The organism is Halomonas sp. McH1-25 (genome assembly GCF_022348165.1).
In the GTDB taxonomy this organism is placed as follows: Bacteria; Pseudomonadota; Gammaproteobacteria; order Pseudomonadales; family Halomonadaceae; genus Modicisalibacter.
The window spans coordinates 154,512-175,081 of the sequence record NZ_JAKRFI010000009.1; the positions used below are offsets into that span (position 1 = coordinate 154,512).

The following is a 20,570-nucleotide window of genomic DNA, read 5'->3' on the forward strand; positions in this document are numbered from 1 at the left end:
TGGCCAAGGAGGGCAACGGAGCCGTTGCCCGCGTTCCGGGCAGGTGAGTTTGCGAGAAAAGGAAGCGCCGTGAAGCTGTTGATTCTGGATGCCGGGCACTGTCTCAGCCTGGCGCTGGCCCGCGAGGCCAATCGGCGCGGTGATACCGTGCTGGAAATCGAGGAGGGCGTGACGGTGAGTCCCGACCACCTCGACGAGGTGGCCCCGGATGCCTTGGTGATTCCACCCTTGGCCCAGCCGATCAGTGCCGATCCTGCGGCAGTGACGGCGCACGCCGAGGCAGTCGAGGCGTGTATGGATGCCTGCCGGCAGGCCGGCGTGCCTCTGGTATGGTGTGTCTCGGATCAGCTCTATGAAGACGGCGCCGAGGCGCCTATCGACGAACATGTCATCCCGGCGCCACGCGACGAGAGTCTGCAGCGCTTGATACTGACCGGTGACCGTATCCGGGAGCATCAAGCCCGACACCTGATCGTGCGGCTGGGACCACTGTTCGCGCTGGAAGGCGCCGGCGCCTGGCTGACCGAGCTTGTCGACAGTCTGTTGACCGGGCAGGAAGTCCGTGCCGCCGAGGATGTCATCTTCTGCCCAACGTCGGCCGACGCCGCCGCCATGGCGCTGATCGGCATGCTGCAGCAGCAAGCCTGCGGTGCCAATGCGTGGGGCGCCTATCATCTGGCTGGTACGGAGCCGGTCAGTGCCTACACGTTCACCTCGGTGGTGCGCACGCAACTGGCGACACGCCTCGAAGGGGTGGGCGAGACGGTCGAGCTGGGCCGGTTGGTCGCCCTCAACCACCACCACGACCAACCGCTGCGGCGTGTCCTCAACTGTCGGCGGGTCCTCGATGTCTTCGGGGTGCACCAAAAGCCTTGGCGGTTGGAGCTGGGGCGCCTGCTGGATACCTGGTGCCAGGCCTACAGAGCGCAGGGAGGCAAGGAATGAACGCGCTGCGTAGCGTCATATTCTATGCGGGTTATTTTCTGGCCATACTGTTCTTCGGCTTGTTATGCCTGCCGATAGCGCCGCTATTGCCGCTACCGTCCCGCTATCGGTTACTGAATCTCTACAATCACTTCATCATTGCCTGGTTCTCCTGGATCTGCGGCATTCGCTACGACTTTCGCGGACACAAGGCCCTCCCGGAAGGACCCATGGTGATTCTCTCCAACCATCAGTGCGAGTGGGAAACCATCTATCTGCAGGTGCTCAAGCCACCGGTGTGTACCGTGCTCAAGCAGGAGCTGTTGCGCCTGCCGCTGTTCGGTTGGGCACTACGCCTGCTGCATCCCATCGCGCTGGATCGCTCGCGCCCCTCGAAGGCGCTGAAACAGGTCCTGTCCCAAGGGCCACAGCGTCTCAAGGAAGGCTTGTCGGTGCTGATATTCCCCGAAGGGACACGGGTCGACCCCGGCCAGCGGCGTCGCTACAACAAGAGTGGCGCGGTGATCGCCTGTCGCGCCGGGGTACCGGTGTTACCTGTTGCCCATAATGCCGGCGAGCGCTGGCCCGGCCGGCACTGGATCAAGAACCCCGGTAGGCTGTCGGTGGTGGTCGGCGATCCCATCGCCACCGAGGGGCGTACGCCGGAAGACGTGTTGGTCGACGTCGAGCGCTGGATCGAGGCTCAGCTCGACGAAATATCCGAGGTACCGCGTCCCGAGCGGGCCCAAGCACCCTCACCGCAAATGCCGGTGTAATTGCAACAAAAAACGGGCGCCCCGCAGGGCGCCCGTTTAGCATCGAGACATATCCCGGGTCAATCGCGCAGTTTTTCCATGACCAGGCAGGCATTGGTGCCGCCAAAGCCGAAGCTGTTGGAAAGGACGCGCTTCACCGGAACGTCGCGACGGGCGGTGACGATATCGAAGCCCTCGGCCTGCTCGTCGAGCTGTTCGACGTTGGCCGACGCGGCGATGAAATCGTGCTCCATCATCAGCAGCGAGTAGATGGCTTCCTGCACGCCGGTCGCGCCCAACGAATGACCGGTCAATGACTTGGTGGAACTCATCGGCGGCGTGGCATTGCCGAACACCTCGCGGATCGCCTTGAGTTCGGCGAGGTCGCCGACCGGTGTCGAGGTGCCATGCGTGTTGATATAGTCGATTCCGCCTTCGAGTCCATGCATGGCCTGACGCATGCAGCGCACCGCGCCTTCGCCGGACGGAGCGACCATGTCGTAGCCGTCAGAGGTCGCGCTATAGCCGACCACTTCGCCATAGATCTTGGCGCCACGGGCCTTGGCGTGTTCGAGTTCCTCGAGTACCAGCATGCCGCCACCGCCGGCAATGACGAAGCCGTCACGGGCCTTGTCGTAAGGGCGCGAGGCTTTCTCGGGCGTGTCATTGTAGCCGGTGGACAGGGCGCCCATGGCGTCGAACAGGCACGACAAGGTCCAATGTTCCTCCTCGCCGCCGCCGGCAAACACGATATCCTGCTTGCCGAGCTGGATCTGCTCGACGGCATTGCCGATGCAGTGCGCGGACGTGGCGCAGGCCGAGGAAATGGAGTAATTGATGCCCTTGATCTGGAAGGGCGTCGCCAGACATGCCGATACCGTGCTGCCCATGGTGCGGGTGACCCGGTAAGGACCGACGCGGCGCAAGCCCTTCTCGCGCAGAACATCGGCGGCTTCCACCTGGTTGGCGCTGGAGGCGCCGCCGGAACCGGCGATCAGGCCAGTACGGTCATTGGATACCTGTTCGGGCGTCAAACCAGCGTCTTCGATGGCCTGGGCCATCGATACGTAAGCGTAGGCTGCGGCGTCGCCCATGAAGCGGCGTTGCTTGCGGTCGACCAGCGCATCGAGATCGATCTCGACCGTACCGGCGACCTGACTGCGAAAACCCCGCTCGGCGTACTCTTCCTTGAAACGGATACCTGACCGTCCGGATTTGAGGGCATCCAGCACCTGACGCTGATCATTGCCGAGACAAGAAACGATACCCAGACCGGTGACTACCACTCGTCGCATGCAAGCCTCCTGATCAGAAATTCGCAGTGGAGGTGAACAGGCCGACACGCAGGTCATTGGCCTGGTATATCTCATTACCGTCGACAGCCACCGTGCCGTCGGCGATACCTAGAATCAGCCGGCGCGTGATTATCCGCTTCACGTGAATGTGATAGGTAACCTTGTCGGCGTCGGGCATGATCTGGCCCGAGAACTTGACCTCGCCGCAGCCTAGTGCGCGGCCGCGTCCCGGATGGCTCAGCCAGCCGAGATAGAAACCGACCAGCTGCCACATGGCATCCAGGCCCAGGCAGCCGGGCATGACCGGGTCGCCGGGAAAGTGGCAATCGAAGAACCACAGGTCAGGGCGGATATCCAGTTCGGCCACCAGTTCCCCCTTGCCATGCTTGCCGCCATCCTCGTGGATACGGGTGATGCGGTCGAGCATCAGCATATTGGGGGCTGGCAGTTGGGCATTGCCTGGGCCGAACAGATCGCCTCTGCTGCATGCCAGCAGCTCTTCGTAGCTAAAGGAGTGTTGCTTGGTCACTGAATCGTTCCGAGAGTCAGAATTGAGCATCGTGCGCCCTGCGCAGACGCGCCTAGTCTACTGGTAGCGCGTGGCGAATGCACGCCATGCGGATTACTACTGACGGCATTTTGCGACATGTCAATCACCTTAGTTCGCTGCTCGGGTCGGCGCAACGCCAGCCGTTGACCGCTTTCGGCTTGCGCCCAACTTCCTCTGCGGGGCATGATGCCCGCTTATGTCGGCTGCCGAACCCAACGACGAGATACCATGTGGCCCTCCTTTTCGCTTAATCGACCCCTGGCCTGGATGGGCCTGGCTGCCCTGATGGCAATGGCCTGGCTGCCATTTGCCTCGCTGCGTCTGGCGTGCCTGGCCATCGTGATCGTCGGCCTGGTCGACTGCTGGCGCCAGGTGCGCCGTGAGCATCGCCGGCGCCGGCTGAGCGAGGAAGCACTCAAGCTTTCCGAGGATGGGGTTGTCATCACGGATGACCGCAATCGTATCGTGACCGTCAACCCGGCCTTCACTCAAATCACCGGCTATACCCATGACGAAGTGCGCGGCCTCGACTCGTCAGCCCTCTCGGCGGGGCGTCACGACAAGGCGTTCTATGACCGCTACTGGCAGACGCTTCATGCCACCGGACGCTGGGAGGGCGAGATCTGGAACCAGCGCAAGCATGGAGATCAGTTCCCCGAGTGGTTGCGGGTTCAGTCCTGCCCCGACGAACGCGGGCACGTCAGCCACTACGTGGGCTTGTTCACCGACATTTCACGCCATAAGGCCCGCGAGCAGGACCTGCGTCGTATCGGTTTCGAGGATCCGCTGACCGGCCTGCCCAATCGCCGCCGCCTGCACGACATGCTGACATCGCGACTCCAGCGCCTGCGTGCCGGCGAGGGGCTCGATCTGGCGCTGATCGACATCGACGGCTTCAAGGCGGTCAATGACGGCCTGGGGGTGGACAACGGCGACCGCCTGTTGGCGCGCTTCGGCCAGCGTCTCGCCGCCTTCGTGGCCGGTGGCGTGGTCGGACGCCTGGGCGGCGACGAGTTCATGGTGATACGCACCACGACCTTCGACGATCACGAGAAGTGGATTGCCAGCCTGCGCGAGCACCTGAGCGAACCCTTCGAACTCAACGGCAACTCCCTGCGCCTGGGTCTGACCATCGGCAGTTGCCGTGCGCCGGAGGATGGCGGCGATTCGGGGGTGCTTTTCCAGCGTCTGGAGTCGGCGCTCTACAGTGCCAAACGTCATGGCCGCAACCACGACCGCCGTTTTCGCCCCTCGCTCGAAGTCGCGGGAGATCGGCAGCTGGCATTGGTCAATGAGCTGAGACGTGCCTTGGCACAGGGCGGCCAGCTCGAACTCTTCTATCAGACCCAGCATCGCCTGGTCGATGGCGCGCTGGTGGGGATGGAGGCGTTGCTGCGCTGGCGCCATCCGGAGCAGGGCATGATCTCGCCGGCCGATTTCATTCCGTTGGCCGAACGCCATGGTCTGATGACTGCCTTGGGCAATTGGGTCATCGAGCGCGCCGTCGCGCAGCAGGCAAGCTGGCGTGCCAGTGGCATGCCGCGCGTACCCATCTGGGTGAACATCTCTGCACTGCAGCTGATTCAGGGCGATCTGGAATCGCGGTTGGCCGCGGCATTAGCGCAGCACAAGGTGCCGGCGAGCATGTTGGGGCTGGAGCTGACCGAGTCGGTGTTACTCGATGAACGTGCCGGCGATATCTCCCCGCGTCTCGAGGCGCTACGACATCAGGGGCATCAGATCGCCATCGACGACTTCGGTACCGGTTACTCCTCCATGGCCTACCTGAAGCGCTTGCCCGTCGACAAGCTCAAGCTCGACCGCGCCTTTATCCAGGCTCTGCCCGATGACCGTGCCGATGCCGCCATCGTCGTGGCGGTACTGGCCATGGCACGCGGCCTGCACCTGGACGTAGTGGCCGAAGGTGTAGAAACTCAGGCCCAGTGCGACTTTCTCATCGAGCATGGCTGCCCGTTGACCCAGGGCTTCCTGTTCGCCCGCCCCGAGTCGGTCACGGCGATCGAGGCGCGCTATCTCAACGCCTCCCAGCCGATCAACTGAGCGAGCCTGGCGTAGTGATCTAGTGACGCTAGCCGCTCTGTCCCCCCCCGGATAGCCACCACTCAGGACGAGCTCTGCAGCGACTTGAAGGCATCCAGGACGCGTTCACGCGCCGCCTTGTGATCGACGAGGGGAGGCGAGTAGCCGAGTGCCTCGCGCTGCTCTCGGGACGGGTCATGGCGGGCTTTCTCGGGGAGTTCCGCCAACTCGGGGAGGAATTCGGCGATGAACGTGCCGCTGGCATCGAAGCGCCGTGACTGTGTCATGGGATTGAATATCCGGAAATAGGGCGCTGCATCGGTTCCCGTCGAGGCGGCCCATTGCCACCCCCCGTTGTTGGACGCGAATTCGCCATCGACTAGGTGTTCGAGGAAGAAGGCTTCGCCGCGTCGCCAGTCGATCAGTAGATGCTTGCTAAGGAACATGGCGGTGACCATGCGTAGCCGATTGTGCATCCACCCCGTCGTCACCAGTTGGCGCATGGCGGCATCGATGAGCGGGTAGCCGGTGCGTCCCTCGCACCAGGCCCGGAAGCCTTCGTTGTCGTCCCGCCAGGGCAGGTTCGCCGTGTGCGCCTGAAAGGGGCGATAGCGGCATACCTCGGGAAAGCCAAAGGCAATGTGCTGATAGAACTCCCGCCAGATCAGTTCGTTGACCCAGCTGGTCAGCCCGGCGTCGCCATCGGCCAGTTGACCGCCGTTCTCGCTCATGACTGCCTGTAGGCACTGACGATGGGAAATCATTCCCAGGGCCAGGTAAGGCGAAAGCTCACTGGTGCCAGGCACCGAGGGCAGATCGCGAGCGTCGCGATAATGGCGGGCACGGTAGCGTAGAAAGCGCGCGAGCCGGTCGGCGGCGGCGTCCTGGCCGGCGGGCCAGAGGACAGGGTCGATGGGCTGAACGAAGCCATCAGGTAGCTTGGGTAGGGGATCGCTATCGAGCTTCAGGCGTGCCTGAGGCGCCGGGGTATCGCGTAGGGCCAGGCGTTGGTGATCTATTGCACGGTGCCAGGCCTTGGCGAATGGAGTAAAGACACGGTAGTACTCATTTTTACCGGTGAGCAGTTCGCCTGGAGCGAAGGCCACGGCATCGGTATGCGCTTGGGCATCTAGCCCGGCCTGCCGGAAAGCCTCGGCGACGGCCTGATCGCGACGCCATTCGTTAAGTGGATATTCGCGATTGAAATGCAACGAGGCGATGTCATGCTCACGTGCCAGCGTCAGCAGCATCTCCGGGGCCTCTTCGAAGCGAGCAATGCTGCGTTGCAATAGCGGAATGTTCAGGCCGTTGAGGGCGTCACCCAACGCCTCGACGCCGCGTCGCCAAAAATCGATCTTGTTGGCGCCATGGCCATGCTCCCGCCACTGAGGGGCGCAATGCAGGAACACGGCGATTACCGGTCCCTTTGCCGCTGCGGCGGCCAGGGCCGTGTTGTCGAACGTGCGCAGATCGCTGCGAAACCAGACGAGTTGGCGAGCCATCGCTGAGTTCCTGCCCTGGGAAATTACTGATTGAGGAGCGGGCCCAGTCGACTGGCCGATTGCACGGGGTCTTCGCCTAGCGTTTCCAGGCCACTGCTTGCGAGTTCCGCTGCACGGATGCGTGTCACGGGGCCAGCCAGGCAGATGGGCGTGGTTAGCTGTCCGGCCAGGCGAGGCAGTTGGCGGCGCATCAGATCGGAGCGTTCTGCCTGGGCGCTGACCAGCACCACGGCGGCAACATGCAGGCGGTCCACGGCAAGAGACAGTTCGTTGAGCGGCGGAACGCTGTCCAGCAACACCACCCGATACCCTTCGTGCGAGGCGGCTAGCGCCAGTAACAGCACGCCCAGCTGGCTGGTTTCCTCGGGCAGTCGCGCCAGCAGCAAGCGAGGACCGCGGGCCACATAATTGGCGTGGTAGAGACGAGTCCCTATCCGGGTGCGCAGAAAGGCCTCAAGCAAGCTGCGCTGCAGCCCGTTCCCTAGTTTGTCGCTCCAACCGTCTTCGAGCTGGGCAAGAGCGGGTTGCCAGAGTTCGGTCAAGGCGACATTGACCGGATAGAGCGCCAGGCTCTGGTTGAATAACGCTTCGAGTCTCGGCAGATCGAGCGCCTCCACGGCAACCATGAGCTGCTGACGCTGACTGACCCAGTCGCCACTTTCGGTATCGGGGGCAGGCGTGGCGGCTTCTGGCTGATCGATCAGGTCACGAACCTGGCTGACCGGAACGCCCCGGCCGAGCCATTGCAGAATGCGCTCGATGCGGGCGATATCGTCGCGGGCATAAAGACGATGTCCCTTGGGGGTTCGCTGAGGGCGAATCAGCCCGTAGCGGCGCTCCCAGGCACGCAGGGTGACCGAGTTGACGCCGGTCAATCGGGACACTTCGCGTATTGGGTAAAGCGGCGCATCGGCCGGATTCATCGCCTTATCGTTCATGCACACGCATTCCTCTCGCTGGAAAAGCCTTGCTGCCGCGCCCTGGCGAGGCTGGCTGCTCGTTTTACCTCGACAAGTCGTGGTCATTATTTTGTACAAGATGCTTGGATTGTACAATCCTTGCGATCTTCAATGAGACCGGCGCAGCCAACGGTCATCGCAGCTAGACTTAGCAGATTAGCAGTTATGTAGAATATCTGTATAAATGCTGAGCAACTTGGAGCACCATGCGAATTCTCATCACCGGAGGCAGTGGCTTCGTTGGGCAGCTGCTGTGTCGCTACCTTCAAGAGCGCGGCCATGCGTTGTCGGTCGTGTCCCGATCACCGGACAAGGCGCGCCGGCACCTGCCTGCCGGCTGCGACATCCGCCAGCATGTACTCGATTTCGTGGATACGTCACCTGACGCCATCGTCAATCTGGCGGGCGAATCGATCGCCGGACGGCGCTGGAGCGAGGCGCAGAAGCAGCGTCTGCTCGACTCCCGGCTGGGGATCACACACGATCTCGTGACGTTGTGCGCACGACTGCCGACGCCACCCAAGGTCATGGTCTCTGGCTCGGCCATGGGCTATTACGGCGACCAGGGCCAGCGTTCCGTCGACGAGGACACCGAACCCCATGACGAATTCGCCCATCGGTTATGTGCCGAATGGGAAACGGCGGCACGCGGCGCCGAGCGTTACGATGTCAGGGTGGCACTGCTGCGTACTGGCTTGGTACTGGACGCCGATGGCGGCGCGTTGCAGAAGATGCTGCCCGCCTTTCGGCTGGGCCTGGGTGGGCGTATGGGCGGCGGGCGGCAGTTCATGCCGTGGATTCACCGTCTCGATCTGGTGCGCAGCATCGAGTACCTATTGCGAGAGACAACGTTGAAGGGTCCTTTCAATGGCTCGGCGCCGCGCCCCGTGACCAATGCCGAGTTCACGCGCACCCTGGCCAAGCATGTGCAGCGCCCGGCACTGGTGCCTGCGCCGGCACCGCTCTTGAAACTGGCCCTGGGCGAAATGTCCCGACTGTTGTTGACCGGGGCCGACATGCGGCCCCGGCGGCTCGAGGCGGCGGGGTTCACCTTCCTCTATCCGACACTGGACGAAGCGCTCACTGCCATTTTGGGACGCTGAACCGCTAACGCCGTGTTTCGTTATCCACGGTCACGATCACCCGCACGGCGTCCAGGCGCAGACGGGTACCCTCGATGGCTGCGTCGAGGGCCTGACGCTCGTCGCGCAGGGCCTGGATCTCATCGTCACGGACCGCCGGATTGTGCCGGGCAAGCGCTTGCAGACGAGTGAGTTCGCTGTCGAGCTCGTCACGCATGCGTCGTTGTGCCGTCTCGATGAGGCTCGGCAACTCGCGGTCGGCCTCACTCTCGCCTTGGACCAGCAGGTCGCGCAGTTGGTCGTGGCGTGACTTGATGAGATCGCGTGCTACGGCTTTCTTGACCTTCTGCAGGTTCTTGGCGAGGCCGGTGAAGGACACCTTATCCGTCAGGTTGGCTCCGGATTCGTCGAGCAGCACGCGGATCGCCGTGGGCGGCAGGAAGCGATTGACGTGCAGGCGCGCCGGCGCCGGACAGTAGGTGCGAAACACCAGTTCCACCATCAGCCGGCCGGCGGGAATCGCCGGATGATTGAGCAGCGCCAGGGCGGTGTTGCCCATCGCACCGTCGAGTATGCGCCCCAGCATCTCGCGAACCAGCGGATGTTCCCAGGACAGGCGCTGTACATCGTCACGGGCCAGGGCACGGGCGCGTGAAGCGGTGGCCGTGAAGCCTTCCTCACCCTTCGCCAGGCCGGGCAGACCGTCCAGCATATGCGGGCCGGCGCGCAGATGAATCAGCTCGCCACCCAGGTCCTGACTGTCGATGCCGAAAATGTCGAAAGCCTGGTCGAGATAGCGCGGCAGCGCCTTGTCGGCATCCAGTTCGCGAATGGCGGCGGCGACGGACTCGGCGCGCTCGTGACGGCAGGCGTTGAGTTCCAGCAGGCGATTGCGCCCGGCGTCGCGTTCGGCCAGGCGCGCCTCGAACAGGGAGCGGGTCTCGGTGATGATCTCGTCGAGGCTCTCCGGGTCGAGCAGGGCATCGGCCAGGGCGTCACCGAAGGCGTCGTACAAATCGCTGCCCACCCCATGAGGGGCGCTGAAGGCGTCCATTCCCTCGCGATACCAACGCAGCAGCCGCTCCCCCGGGCTGTCGGCAAAGACCGGCACATGCAGCTCAATGGCGTGGCGCTGGCCGATACGGTCGAGACGCCCGATGCGTTGTTCGAGCTGGTCGGGATGCTGGGGCAGGTCGAACATCACCAGATGGCGACAGAACTGGAAATTGCGCCCTTCCGAGCCGATTTCCGAGCACACCATGACTTGACTGCCATCCTCCTCGTCGGCGAACTCGGCTGCCGCGCGGTCGCGCTCGACCAGTGTCATGCCCTCGTGGAATACCGGGGCGTGCATGCCACCCAGCACGCGCAGCGCTTCAGCCAGGTCGGTAGCGGTCTCGCGGTCGTGAGCAATGACCAGCACCTTGTCGCGGCCGGCGTCGGTGAGCAGCTCGAGCAGCCAAGTCACGCGTGGGTCGATCTGCCACCAGGGTTCGGCATTGAGCGGGTCGTCGGAGAGGGCCCGATAGGTGGCATCGAGGTACAGCACCACGTCGGGGTGGTCGAGGCCGGTCTCGATCAGCAGCTCGTCGAGCGCATCCTCGTCGCGGCTCAGCTTGCGCAGCAGACGCCGGTAGGCCGACGGCAGCTCCAGCGAGGCGACGTGGAGGTGGCGCTCGGGAAAGCCGGCAACGTGGCGACGGCTGTTGCGGAACATCACCCGGCCGGTGCCATGGCGGTCGAGTAGCTGCTCACGAAGTTGGCGGCGTGCGGCGGCACGCTGTTCTTCGCCGCTTTCGGCATCGATCAGGATGTCGAGCAGGGCTTGGCTATCGCTGTCGTCGATGACGCGGTCGACCGAGGTGAAGGCGTCGCTGTCGCCGGGCAACGTCTCGAGCGCGTCGATGGCGGTAGCGACATCGACGTAGCCCGTTTCCTCGGCCTTGAAGGCGACCAGGTCATGGTAACGGTCCGGATCGAGCAGACGCAGGCGGGCGAAATGGCTCTCCACGCCCATCTGTTCCGGCGTGGCGGTAAGCAGCAGCAAGCCGGGCACGGCATGGGACAACCGTTCGACACAGGCATAGCCCGGTCCACTGCCTTCGGGTGACCAATCCAGATGGTGTGCTTCGTCGACAATCAGCATGTCCCAGCGGCTGGCTTCTGCCTGGGACTGGCGGTGCGGGTTGGCGAACAGCCACTGTTGGCTGGCCAGGACCAACTGGCCGGTCTCGAAGGGATTGGCATCGCCGTAGGCCTGGCTCTGCTGCTCGTCGAGCAGGGTGACTTCCAGACCGAAGCGACGCAACAGCTCGACCAGCCATTGATGGGTGAGGCTGTCGGGCACCAGGATCAATGCGCGCTCGGCACGTCCGGTGAGCAGCAGGCGGTGCAGGATGAGCCCCGCCTCGATGGTCTTGCCCAGTCCCACCTCGTCGGCGAGCAGCACGCGCGGGGCGTGACGCCGCGAGACCTCATCGGCGATGTAGAGCTGATGGGCAATCAGATCGATCTTGGGACCGGCCAGGCCCAGCGCGGGGTTCTGCTCGATGCGATGGAAATGGTGCAAGGTGCGAAAGCGCAGGTCGAACCAGTCGTTGCGGTCGACCTGGCCGGTCAGCAGGCGGTCGCGTGCTTGATTGAACTGCATGCTGTCGGCGATCTGCGCTTCCGATAGCTCGCGCAGCTCGCCGTCGTCTGTCTCGCCGATATAGACGATCAGGCCGTCGATCTCCTTGATGTCGTCGACGATCAGTTGCCAGCCCTCGGCGGCATCGATGCGATCGCCGCTACCGAAGACCACGCGGGTCAGCGGTGCCTGGCGCACGCTGTAGGTGCGCGTCTCCTGGCTGGCGGCGAACAGGACGGTCACGCTACGGAAATCGACGTTCAGGATAGTGCCCAGGCCCAGTTCGGCCTCGCCGTCGCTGATCCAGCGCTGGCCGGGAATGAATTCGCTCATGGTGCCTCGATGCTCGAAAAACGGTGCTCGCCCGTCGCAATCAACCCTGCCAAGCCGCGTTGGCAGCGACGGGGCGCGGTATCTTACAGGAAATGATGTAGACGATTAAGCGTTGTCGTGAGCTAGCTTCAAGGCGCGATCGGTGCCTAGCGCGATAGCCAGGCATCGAGCTGCGCCCGAGACACTTCCCCGACGTGTTGATCGACAAGGCGGCCGGAGGCATCGAAGAGCAGGGTGGTGGGCAGGCCGGGCGCAGCGGTCAGCGCCATCAGCCGCTGCTGAGGGTCGAGCAAGGCGTGCTCGAAGTCCAGCGCATGGGCGTCCAGATAACGGACCACTTGCAGCAGACTTTCGCCCTGGTTGACCACGACCACCCGCACACCGTCACGGGCATCGGTTTCGGCGAGCAAGGGCATCTCGCGCAGGCATGGCGGACACCAGCTCGCCCATAGGTTGAGTACCACCGTCTCGCCCTGCAGCGATGACAACGTCACGGGATCGCCGTCGAGGTTTTCCAGGGTCAGTTCAGGCAATGTTTGCACTTGGCTGTCGCTACCCAATGGATTCCACAGCATGAGCCCCAGCCACACGGCAAAGGCGGTGGCCAGCAGGACCTGGGCAGTGACCAGCGCGACCAGGCGGTGGCGCAGGAACCAGACACTCCATGCGGCAGCGCCGAGCATACCCCATGCGGCACTGTAGCCGGGTTGCCAGAACTTCAGCGCGTCCAGCGGGGCGGCGGCATAGCTGTCCCAGTGCATCGATACGTGGCCCAGGCGGGCGGCGATCAGCCAGGTTAGCAACAGGCCGTTGAACCAGCGGCCGCGCTGCAACCTGGGGAGTCGCAGGGCCGCCTGACTGGCCAGCACCAAGACCAGGGCCACAGCGAAGGCGTACAGACGGGGCAGAGGGATCAGCAGTGGGCCTAGCGCGAGGGCATCCATGGGGTGCAAAGGGTCCTTGGGGAAACGGGTTTTCTTCCGGCGAGCGTCGCCGGTTACAATGCAGCCAGCCTACTGTTGTCTTTCGTTCCTGTCATCATGCGGCGTTTGGCGTCGCTGGAGTGCCGTCATGGGCAAGTCTTTCGATCCGCTGCGTGCGCTGGCCATTGCCAGCCAGGCGCTCGGATTCGTGCTTATCATTACCCTGGAGACCCTGCTGGAGGATGCAGCCCGGCCCTGGCAGGGCGCCACGCTGGGCGTCATGCTACTCGTTGCGCTGGGCGTGGCGCTGATGCGTCGTTATCGTCGTAACAAGGCGCGCAAGGCAGCCGTCGAGCGCGCTCGTAAGGCCTCGGAAGGCGAGATGTCGGGCTGAGGCGTCATGGTCTCGAGACGGCGGGAGAGAGGGCCGAGGTCGGCGCGCAGCGCGTTGGATCGATACCGACGACGATCAGTCGATGCCCCTCCGGAGCATTGCAGCTCAGAATGCGCCAGGCACATCCCGGGGCGCTGCTGTCCTCGCTCTGGAACAGATGAGCGCCGCGCTGGCGCAGATGCTCGCACAAGGGAGAGAATTCTTGGTCACTGACTTCCAGGGTCAGGCGGCGAGGTGCATCGGCATGGTCGTCGCTAAGCAGCATGAATACCTGGGTCTGTCCACGGGCGTCCGTACCCAGTTCGAAGGTCACCGAGGTGGCGGTTTCCAGCAATACGGGCAGACGTAGCATGTCGATGCAGAACGCCTTCATGGCATCCAAGTCTCGCACGCGAAGTATTCCCGTATCCAATGACAGTCGTTGCATGGCGCACCCTTGGCTTATTGTTGGTGTTCCTATCACCATGGCCCGGGTTGAGGTTTTCTGCCGTTTGAACTTGCTCACTGTGCCGATAGGTCTGGCCTATTGCAGGTTGCGCATGCCACTTATGGCTCGGGCCGCTAAGCTGTAGGGCATCGCTATTCGATCGCTCCGTCTATTCGAGGCTCATGGATGAGTACCTCGACGGGGCCTGGGGTGTCCAGGGAGGGCTATTGGCGTGGAATCGCATATCTATTTTCTCGGGGGCTTCGGGCTGCTGATTCTATTGGTGGCCTGGTTTCCGATCTTTATCCGTAATCTACCGCTGACGCTGCCGATCATTTGCGTGGCGATCGGCTACGGCTTTTTCCACCTGATGGGCGAGGCGGGACTGACGCCACGGGATTACCCGCAGGCACTGGCGTTTCTGACCGAGCTGACGATCATCGTTTCGCTCACCGGTGCCGGGCTGAGTATCGATAGGCGGCTCCGATGGCGGGAGTGGGTCAATACTGCCCGCCTGATCGGACTGGCCATGCCGCTATCCATCGCAGCGATTGCGGCACTTGGCGCCTTTTTTCTCGGCCTTCCCTGGGAGACGGCAGCGCTGATCGGCGCGGCATTGGCCCCCACCGATCCGGTACTGGCGGCGGACGTGCGGGTGGGGCCGCCCCAGGCCGAGCCGGAGGATGAAGTGCGCTTCAGTCTGACCTCGGAAGCCGGGCTCAACGACGGGTTGGCGTTTCCGTTCACCTACCTGGCTATCGGTCTGGCGGCGCACGGTATCGGCTGGGGCACCTGGACCTGGGAGTGGCTGCTTCTCGACGTGGTCTGGCGGGTGGCTGCCGGCTTTGCAGCTGGCTGGGTCGTGGGCAGCATGCTCGGCAACATCGTCTATCGCGTGCGTCACAAGATCATTGCGCGTACCGGGCAGGGGTTTGCCGCACTGGGGATCACTTTCGTGGCCTATGCCGGGGCGGAACTGATTCATGGCTACGGATTCGTGGCCGTCTTCGTGGCGGCGCTGGTCATGCGCCGGCGCGACAACCACAACGAGTACAATCACCGGCTCTACGATTTCACCGAGCAGGCCGAACACCTGCTGATGATGACCTTGTTGGTACTCTTCGGAGGGAGCCTGGCCGGTCCGCTGCTCGACGGCCTGACGTGGCCGATCGCCATTGCCGCTATCGTGGTGCTGTTCATCATCCGGCCGGCTGTCGGCATGCTGAGCCTGGCCGGGAGCAACATGTACCGCTGTGAGCGCTCGATCGTCAGCTTGTTCGGCATTCGTGGCGTCGGCTCATTCTATTATCTGGCCTATGCCACCAATATCGAGAATTTCGGCGAGGTCGATACGGCCTGGACACTGATCAGCTTCGTGGTGCTGGTCTCGATCGTGTCATATGGCATGCTTTCCGCGCCGCTCATGGGCTGGATGGACCGGCGGCGGGAGATCGAGGCCGGGGGCGGTGCGGCGGCAGGGCAGAAGTGAACGCGAGCGGAAACGAAAACCGCCACCCGGACGAATCCAAAGGTGGCGGTTTGCGGGAATTTCTGGTCGGAGTGATAGGATTTGAACCTACGACCCCTGCCTCCCGAAGACAGTGCTCTACCAAGCTGAGCTACACTCCGACGCTGTTGGGCTTGCGCCTCAACGGTGCTGCATTATACGCATCGCTCTGACGCACGCAACCCCCTTGCGCGCGTTTCAGGCCTGGCGATCGACCGCGAGCCTGGCCAGCTCCGCCAAGGTGTCGCGATAGCGACTGGCGGGCAACACATCGAGCTGGCTCAGGGCGCGACGGGACATTTCCTCGGCCTGTTGACGGGTGTAGTCCAGTGCGCCGGTTTCCACGACGATGGCCAGCACTTCATCGAGCTGGTCCAGACCGCCTTTGCGTATCGCCTGGCGGATCAGTCGGGCCTGATCGGGCGTGCCGCTGGTCATGGCCTGAATCAGGGGCAGGGTGGGTTTGCCTTCGGCCAGGTCGTCGCCGACATTCTTGCCCATGGTCTGGGCATCGCCCTGGTAATCGAGCAGGTCATCGGTGAGCTGGAAGGCCAGGCCCAGATAGCGGCCATAGAGCTGCAGCGCCATCTCCTCATCGGCATTGGCCGCAGCGAGTACGGCACCGCTATGCGTCGCCGCCTCGAAGAGCATCGCCGTCTTGCCCTGAATGGTCTCGAAGTACGCCGCTTCATCGACATCGGGATTGCCGATATTGGTCAACTGCAGGACTTCGCCTTCGGCAATGGTGCAGGTGGCGGCGGAGAGAATCTCCATGACACGCATCGAGCCGACTTCGACCATCATCTGGAACGAACGGGAGTAGAGGAAGTCGCCGACCAGTACGGAGGGCGCATTGCCCCAGTTGGCATTGGCTGTCTTGCGCCCGCGACGCATGCTCGACTCGTCGACCACGTCGTCATGCAACAGGGTGGATGTATGCATGAACTCGATCAGGGCGGCCAGCGTGATATGGCGATCACCGTCGTAGCCTAGCGCGCGCGAGGCCAGCAGTACGAGCAGCGGGCGCAGGCGCTTGCCACCGCTTTCGACGATGTAGTGGCCGATGCTTTCGACGAGCGGGACACGGGAGTCGAGCTGGGCGAGAATGGTGCGGTCGACGGCAGCAAAGTCCTCTGCCACCGCCGCATGGATTGGCGATGCGTTAGGCTGCATGTTGGCTTTCTATAAAAGGATTGGGCCGTTTCGAGAACCCCGTGACGCGTGGGGACGGCCTTGGGTGGGGTTATGCTATGAGCCCCTAGGCAGGGCGTCAAGGCAAGTCGCCGCTGGGGGAAAGCGGTCTTGTGGTCCTGCGGACGAGTCGTTATAATCCGCGACCCTACTCATCATGCTCCCTGTCAGATGGCTGCCGGAAGGGGCGCCACTCGCCGCAGGTCGATGAAGAGCCCACCCCGATGAGTGTCTGGAGAGCGAGTTATGTACGCAGTTATCAAGAGCGGCGGTAAGCAGTACCGCGTCCAGGAAGGCCAGACCCTGAAGCTCGAGAAGCTTGAAGTGGCCACCGGCGACAGCCTGGATTTCGACCAGGTGCTGCTGGTTGCCGATGGCGACGACGTCAAGGTCGGCGCGCCGCTGGTCGACGGTGCCAAGGTCTCCGCTGAGATCGTGTCCCATGGACGTGGCGAGAAGGTCCGCATCATCAAGTTCCGTCGCCGCAAGCATTCCATGCGTCGTCAGGGCCACCGTCAGTGGTACACTGAAGTCAAGATCACCGGGATTTCCGCCTAAGCGGAACCTTCCCCTGAACGAGCGAGGAGTTAGCAATGGCTCATAAGAAGGCAGCGGGTAGTTCCCGTAACGGTCGCGATTCCGAATCCAAGCGCCTGGGCGTCAAGCTGTTCGGCGGTCAAACCGTGACCCCTGGCAACATCATCGTTCGCCAGCGTGGCACGCGTTTCCACGCCGGCACCGGTGTTGGGATCGGCAAGGACCACACCCTGTTCGCACTGAACGAGGGCGTGATCAAGTTCGAGACCAAGGGTCCGAAGAATCGCAAGTTCGTGAGTGTCGTCTCCGCCTGAGGCGGGATACACCAGTGTTGCCAGCGGAATGACGGTTGCCGGGCGCAGCCGTTCGACCGTGGCAGAAAAGGCCCCGCGATGCGGGGCCTTTTCGTATGATGGCGGGTAGGCCGTCGGGAGAGTGACAGATGCAATTCGTCGATGAAGCCTCGATCATCGTGGAAGCCGGCAAGGGCGGTAACGGGTGCCTGAGCTTCCGCCGCGAGAAGTACGTTCCCAAGGGCGGCCCCGACGGCGGCGACGGCGGCCACGGCGGTTGTGTCTACCTGATCGGGGACGAGTCGCTGAACACCCTGATCGATTTCAAGTATCAGCGCTTCTATAAGGCGCAGAATGGCCAGCCGGGTCAGGGCCGCCAGATGAGTGGCAAGGCCGGTGACGACCTGCATGTCAAAGTGCCGGTGGGCACCACCTTGATCGACGAGGACACCCTCGAGGTAATCGCCGACGTTACCGAACCCGGTCAGGTGGTGCTGGTGGCCCAGGGCGGTCGGCGTGGTCTGGGCAACATTCACTTCAAGTCGTCGACCAATCGGGCGCCACGGCGTATAACGCCGGGGACTGAGGGCGAGCGCCGTAACTTGCGCCTGGAAATGAAGGTCATGGCCGATGTCGGCCTGCTGGGCATGCCCAATGCCGGCAAGTCGACGCTGATTCGCTCGGTCTCGGCAGCCAAGCCCAAGGTGGCCAACTACCCCTTCACCACGCTGGTGCCCAACCTCGGCGTGGTCAAGCTCGGAATGCACGAGCATTTCGTGATGGCCGATGTGCCGGGGCTGATCGAGGGGGCATCCGAAGGGGCCGGTCTGGGCCTGCGCTTCCTCAAGCATCTGACGCGTACGCGCCTGCTGTTGCACGTGGTCGACGTAGCGCCATTCGATGACTCCGATCCGGTCGATGCCGCCCAAGCCATCACCCATGAGCTCGAGCAGTTCTCGATGACGCTTGCCGAGCGGCCGCGTTGGCTGGTACTCAACAAGCTCGACCTGCTGCCCGAAGGCGAGCGCGAGGCGCGGGTCGACGACATCGTCTCCCGGCTAGGCTGGGATGGCCCTGTATATCGCATCTCCGCGATCAGTGGCGATGGAACCCAAGCGTTGGTGCAGGCGGTGCATCGCTGGCTGACCGAGCAGCGCCGGCTTGAAGCCGAGGACGAGGTGGCGGCCGAGCGCGAACGCGAAATGCGTCGGCGCATGGAGGCCGAGGCTGTGGCGCGGGCCGAGTCTCGGCTCAGCCGCAAGCGCAAGCGTGACGAGGATGACGACGATATCGACGATGACGATCATGATGTCGAGATCGAATATGTGCAGTAGGGCGCAGCATGACGAATAGCGAGCGAATGCCGGGGCGTGAAGCGCTGACCGAGGCGCGGCGGATCGTGGTCAAGATCGGCAGTGCGCTGCTCACCAACGATGGGCGCGGTCTCGATGAAGCTGCCATCGGTGGCTGGGTCGACCAGATAGCCGCCTTGCATGCGCAAGGCATCGAGGTGGTGCTGGTCTCGTCGGGGGCAGTGGCAGCCGGCATGGTGCGCCTGGGCTGGAATGTCAGGCCTTCGGCGGTGCACGAGCTGCAGGCAGCGGCTGCCGTGGGGCAGACCGGGCTGGCGCAGTGTTATGAAGGCCATTTCGCACGCCATGAATTGCGCAGCGCCCAGGTGCTGCTGACCCATGACGACCTGTCCAACCGCAAGCGCTATCTCAATGCACGTTCGGCCTTGCGCACGTTGGTCGATCTTCGGGTAGTGCCGGTGATCAACGAGAACGATACGGTGGTTACCGATGAGATTCGCTTCGGTGACAACGATACCCTGGGAGCGCTGGTCGCCAACCTGCTCGAGGCCGATGCGCTGGTGATCCTGACCGACCAGGAGGGGCTTTTCGACGCCGACCCGCGTCACAATCCCGAAGCCCAACTGATCCATGAGGGACGTGCCGACGATCCCGGCCTGGCGGCCATGGCTGGCGACGGCGGTGCGCTGGGGCGGGGCGGCATGACGACCAAGGTGCGTGCTGCCCGCCTGGCGGCACGCTCCGGGGCGGTTACGGCGATTGCCAGTGGCCGTCAGTCCGATGTGTTGCTTCGCCTGGTCGACGGCGAGCGGCTGGGTACCCTGCTGCGTCCGGATCATGCGCCGTTGGCAGCGCGCAAGCGCTGGCTGGCCGGACAGCTTCAGGTGCGCGGCACGCTCACGCTGGATGCCGGTGCGGTCAATGTGCTGCGCAGCCGGGGGTCGAGCCTGCTGCCGGTGGGCGTCAAGGCGCTGAATGGCCATTTCGTCCGCGGCGACATGGTGGTTTGTGTCGATGAGCAGGGTGAGCGGGTCGCCAAGGGGCTGGTCAACTACGGCAGCGATGAGGCGACGCGTATTCTCGGCCAACCAAGCCATCAGATCGAGGCGATCCTCGGCTATATGGAGGCGCCGGAGCTGATCCATCGCGACAATCTGGTGGTGCTGTGAAGATGAGCCGTTGCGCTCATGACTATCAGGGGCGTTGGAGATCGCTGGAGCGGGCTGTAGCAAGGCTAGGGGGGCTATGCTAGAATGCCGCATCCTCTCAGACATGGCCCGTGATTTTTGAACGGCCGAACAGGCTTGGGGTGAAAGAAAACCAAGTCTAGTCAACGCATTATACCGAATTAACACCGCAGCAACGGTTTCAGATTCTCCAAGGAGATTACGGTGGCGAATACCAAGCAAGCTCAGAAGCGCGCACGTCAGGCTGAACAGCGTCGCAAGCACAACGCCAGTCAGCGTTCCATGGTCCGCACTTACATCAAGCGCGTCATCAAGGCCATTCAGGGCGGCGACCACGCGACTGCCATGACCGAGTTCAAGGCGGCCCAGCCGGTCATCGACCGCATCGCCGACAAGGACGCGCTGTCCAAGAAGAAGGCCGCTCGCATCAAGAGCCGTTTGAACAAGCGTATCAAGGCGCTGGCTGCGTAAGCCGGTCGCCACGGGAAAACCCGCCGTCGCATCGCGTCGGTGATTGGATTCTCGGCAGAAAAACCGGCCTCGGCCGGTTTTTTTGTGCATGACATCCTGGTCTGCATGAGAGGAGGCGACAGTGCAGCCTGACGATAACCGCGAGACACCGTCTGCGGCCCGGGAAAGCACTCAACTGGACGCCGGAGCACCGACATCGCCGTCGGCGGGCGATTGGGCGTCGGGCAGTCCCGCGTCGACACCGGGGCAGGCGCAAAC

General features: G+C 63.3%; 19 protein-coding genes and 1 tRNA gene. 11 read left to right on the forward strand and 9 right to left on the reverse strand.

Features of this window, described 5'->3' with window-relative positions:
* The first annotated feature begins 69 nt into the window (after positions 1-69).
* Together MHM84_RS19180 and MHM84_RS19185 are read left to right on the forward strand one after the other, a co-directional pair.
* Entirely contained in the window at positions 70-945 is an 876-nt protein-coding gene (locus MHM84_RS19180) for a sugar nucleotide-binding protein (RefSeq protein ID WP_239268251.1), read from the forward strand.
* Positions 942-1,700 (forward strand): lysophospholipid acyltransferase family protein, encoded by a 759-nt coding sequence (locus tag MHM84_RS19185; RefSeq protein WP_239268253.1) that lies wholly within the window; start codon positions 942-944, stop codon positions 1,698-1,700. Before MHM84_RS19180 ends, MHM84_RS19185 begins: the two co-directional genes overlap by 4 nt.
* A 59-nt stretch (positions 1,701-1,759) precedes the next feature.
* On the opposite strand, the gene fabB is transcribed toward MHM84_RS19185, so the two are convergent.
* Positions 1,760-2,974, reverse strand: coding sequence for a beta-ketoacyl-ACP synthase I (gene fabB, locus MHM84_RS19190; protein WP_239268255.1), 1,215 nt, complete (start codon positions 2,972-2,974; stop codon positions 1,760-1,762).
* Between the two features lie 13 nt (positions 2,975-2,987).
* Positions 2,988-3,503 (reverse strand): 3-hydroxyacyl-[acyl-carrier-protein] dehydratase FabA, encoded by a 516-nt coding sequence (gene fabA / locus MHM84_RS19195; protein ID WP_239268257.1) that lies wholly within the window; start codon positions 3,501-3,503, stop codon positions 2,988-2,990.
* Between the two features lie 249 nt (positions 3,504-3,752).
* Between fabA and MHM84_RS19200 the strand changes: the two genes are divergently transcribed.
* Positions 3,753-5,585 carry a GGDEF domain-containing phosphodiesterase gene (locus MHM84_RS19200; RefSeq protein WP_239268259.1) on the forward strand — a complete coding sequence of 611 codons (1,833 nt, stop codon included), beginning with the start codon at positions 3,753-3,755 and terminating at the stop codon, positions 5,583-5,585.
* A gap of 62 nt (positions 5,586-5,647) precedes the next feature.
* Here MHM84_RS19200 and phrB read toward each other — a convergent pair whose 3' ends face one another.
* Together phrB and MHM84_RS19210 are read right to left on the reverse strand one after the other, a co-directional pair.
* Positions 5,648-7,066: a deoxyribodipyrimidine photo-lyase gene (phrB, locus tag MHM84_RS19205; protein ID WP_239268261.1), complete on the reverse strand. Its 1,419-nt coding sequence runs from the start codon at positions 7,064-7,066 to the stop codon at positions 5,648-5,650.
* Positions 7,067-7,089: 23 nt separating this feature from the next.
* Complete coding sequence (locus MHM84_RS19210; RefSeq protein WP_239268263.1) at positions 7,090-8,004, reverse strand: MerR family transcriptional regulator; 915 nt, start codon at positions 8,002-8,004, stop codon at positions 7,090-7,092.
* Positions 8,005-8,231: 227 nt separating this feature from the next.
* On the opposite strand from MHM84_RS19210, the gene MHM84_RS19215 reads away from it, so the two are divergent.
* Complete coding sequence (locus MHM84_RS19215; RefSeq protein WP_239268265.1) at positions 8,232-9,128, forward strand: TIGR01777 family oxidoreductase; 897 nt, start codon at positions 8,232-8,234, stop codon at positions 9,126-9,128.
* 4 nt (positions 9,129-9,132) lie between these two features.
* On the opposite strand, the gene rapA is transcribed toward MHM84_RS19215, so the two are convergent.
* Positions 9,133-12,069 carry an RNA polymerase-associated protein RapA gene (gene rapA / locus MHM84_RS19220; protein WP_239268267.1) on the reverse strand — a complete coding sequence of 979 codons (2,937 nt, stop codon included), beginning with the start codon at positions 12,067-12,069 and terminating at the stop codon, positions 9,133-9,135.
* A gap of 146 nt (positions 12,070-12,215) precedes the next feature.
* A complete protein-coding gene (locus tag MHM84_RS19225; protein ID WP_239268269.1) occupies positions 12,216-13,013 on the reverse strand; it encodes a TlpA disulfide reductase family protein in 798 nt (265 codons plus the stop codon).
* Between the two features lie 127 nt (positions 13,014-13,140).
* On the opposite strand from MHM84_RS19225, the gene MHM84_RS19230 reads away from it, so the two are divergent.
* Positions 13,141-13,386 carry a hypothetical protein gene (locus tag MHM84_RS19230; protein WP_239268271.1) on the forward strand — a complete coding sequence of 82 codons (246 nt, stop codon included), beginning with the start codon at positions 13,141-13,143 and terminating at the stop codon, positions 13,384-13,386.
* Between the two features lie 4 nt (positions 13,387-13,390).
* On the opposite strand, the gene MHM84_RS19235 is transcribed toward MHM84_RS19230, so the two are convergent.
* Entirely contained in the window at positions 13,391-13,813 is a 423-nt protein-coding gene (locus tag MHM84_RS19235) for a hypothetical protein (protein ID WP_239268273.1), read from the reverse strand.
* A 232-nt stretch (positions 13,814-14,045) separates the two neighbouring features.
* Here MHM84_RS19235 and MHM84_RS19240 point away from each other — a divergent pair, with 232 nt between their 5' ends.
* Positions 14,046-15,302, forward strand: coding sequence for a cation:proton antiporter (locus MHM84_RS19240; protein ID WP_239268275.1), 1,257 nt, complete (start codon positions 14,046-14,048; stop codon positions 15,300-15,302).
* Positions 15,303-15,365: 63 nt separating this feature from the next.
* Here the strand turns inward: MHM84_RS19240 and MHM84_RS19245 are convergent.
* Together MHM84_RS19245 and ispB are read right to left on the reverse strand one after the other, a co-directional pair.
* A tRNA-Pro gene (locus tag MHM84_RS19245) sits at positions 15,366-15,442 on the reverse strand.
* A 76-nt stretch (positions 15,443-15,518) separates the two neighbouring features.
* Entirely contained in the window at positions 15,519-16,493 is a 975-nt protein-coding gene (gene ispB, locus MHM84_RS19250; RefSeq protein ID WP_239268277.1) for an octaprenyl diphosphate synthase, read from the reverse strand.
* 264 nt (positions 16,494-16,757) lie between these two features.
* Here ispB and rplU point away from each other — a divergent pair, with 264 nt between their 5' ends.
* The 5 genes from rplU to rpsT all read left to right on the forward strand — a co-directional run bounded on the left by rplU (position 16,758) and on the right by rpsT (position 20,312).
* On the forward strand, positions 16,758-17,069 hold the full coding sequence (gene rplU / locus MHM84_RS19255) for a 50S ribosomal protein L21 (RefSeq protein ID WP_019020266.1): 312 nt from the start codon (positions 16,758-16,760) through the stop codon (positions 17,067-17,069).
* A 35-nt stretch (positions 17,070-17,104) separates the two neighbouring features.
* Complete coding sequence (gene rpmA / locus MHM84_RS19260) at positions 17,105-17,362, forward strand: 50S ribosomal protein L27 (RefSeq protein WP_239268279.1); 258 nt, start codon at positions 17,105-17,107, stop codon at positions 17,360-17,362.
* Between the two features lie 128 nt (positions 17,363-17,490).
* Positions 17,491-18,675, forward strand: a complete 1,185-nt coding sequence (gene cgtA / locus MHM84_RS19265; protein WP_239268281.1) for an Obg family GTPase CgtA — start codon at positions 17,491-17,493, stop codon at positions 18,673-18,675.
* A gap of 8 nt (positions 18,676-18,683) precedes the next feature.
* Positions 18,684-19,823 carry a glutamate 5-kinase gene (gene proB, locus MHM84_RS19270; protein WP_239268283.1) on the forward strand — a complete coding sequence of 380 codons (1,140 nt, stop codon included), beginning with the start codon at positions 18,684-18,686 and terminating at the stop codon, positions 19,821-19,823.
* 222 nt (positions 19,824-20,045) lie between these two features.
* Positions 20,046-20,312 (forward strand): 30S ribosomal protein S20, encoded by a 267-nt coding sequence (gene rpsT / locus MHM84_RS19275; RefSeq protein ID WP_019020262.1) that lies wholly within the window; start codon positions 20,046-20,048, stop codon positions 20,310-20,312.
* The last annotated feature ends 258 nt before the right edge of the window (positions 20,313-20,570 follow it).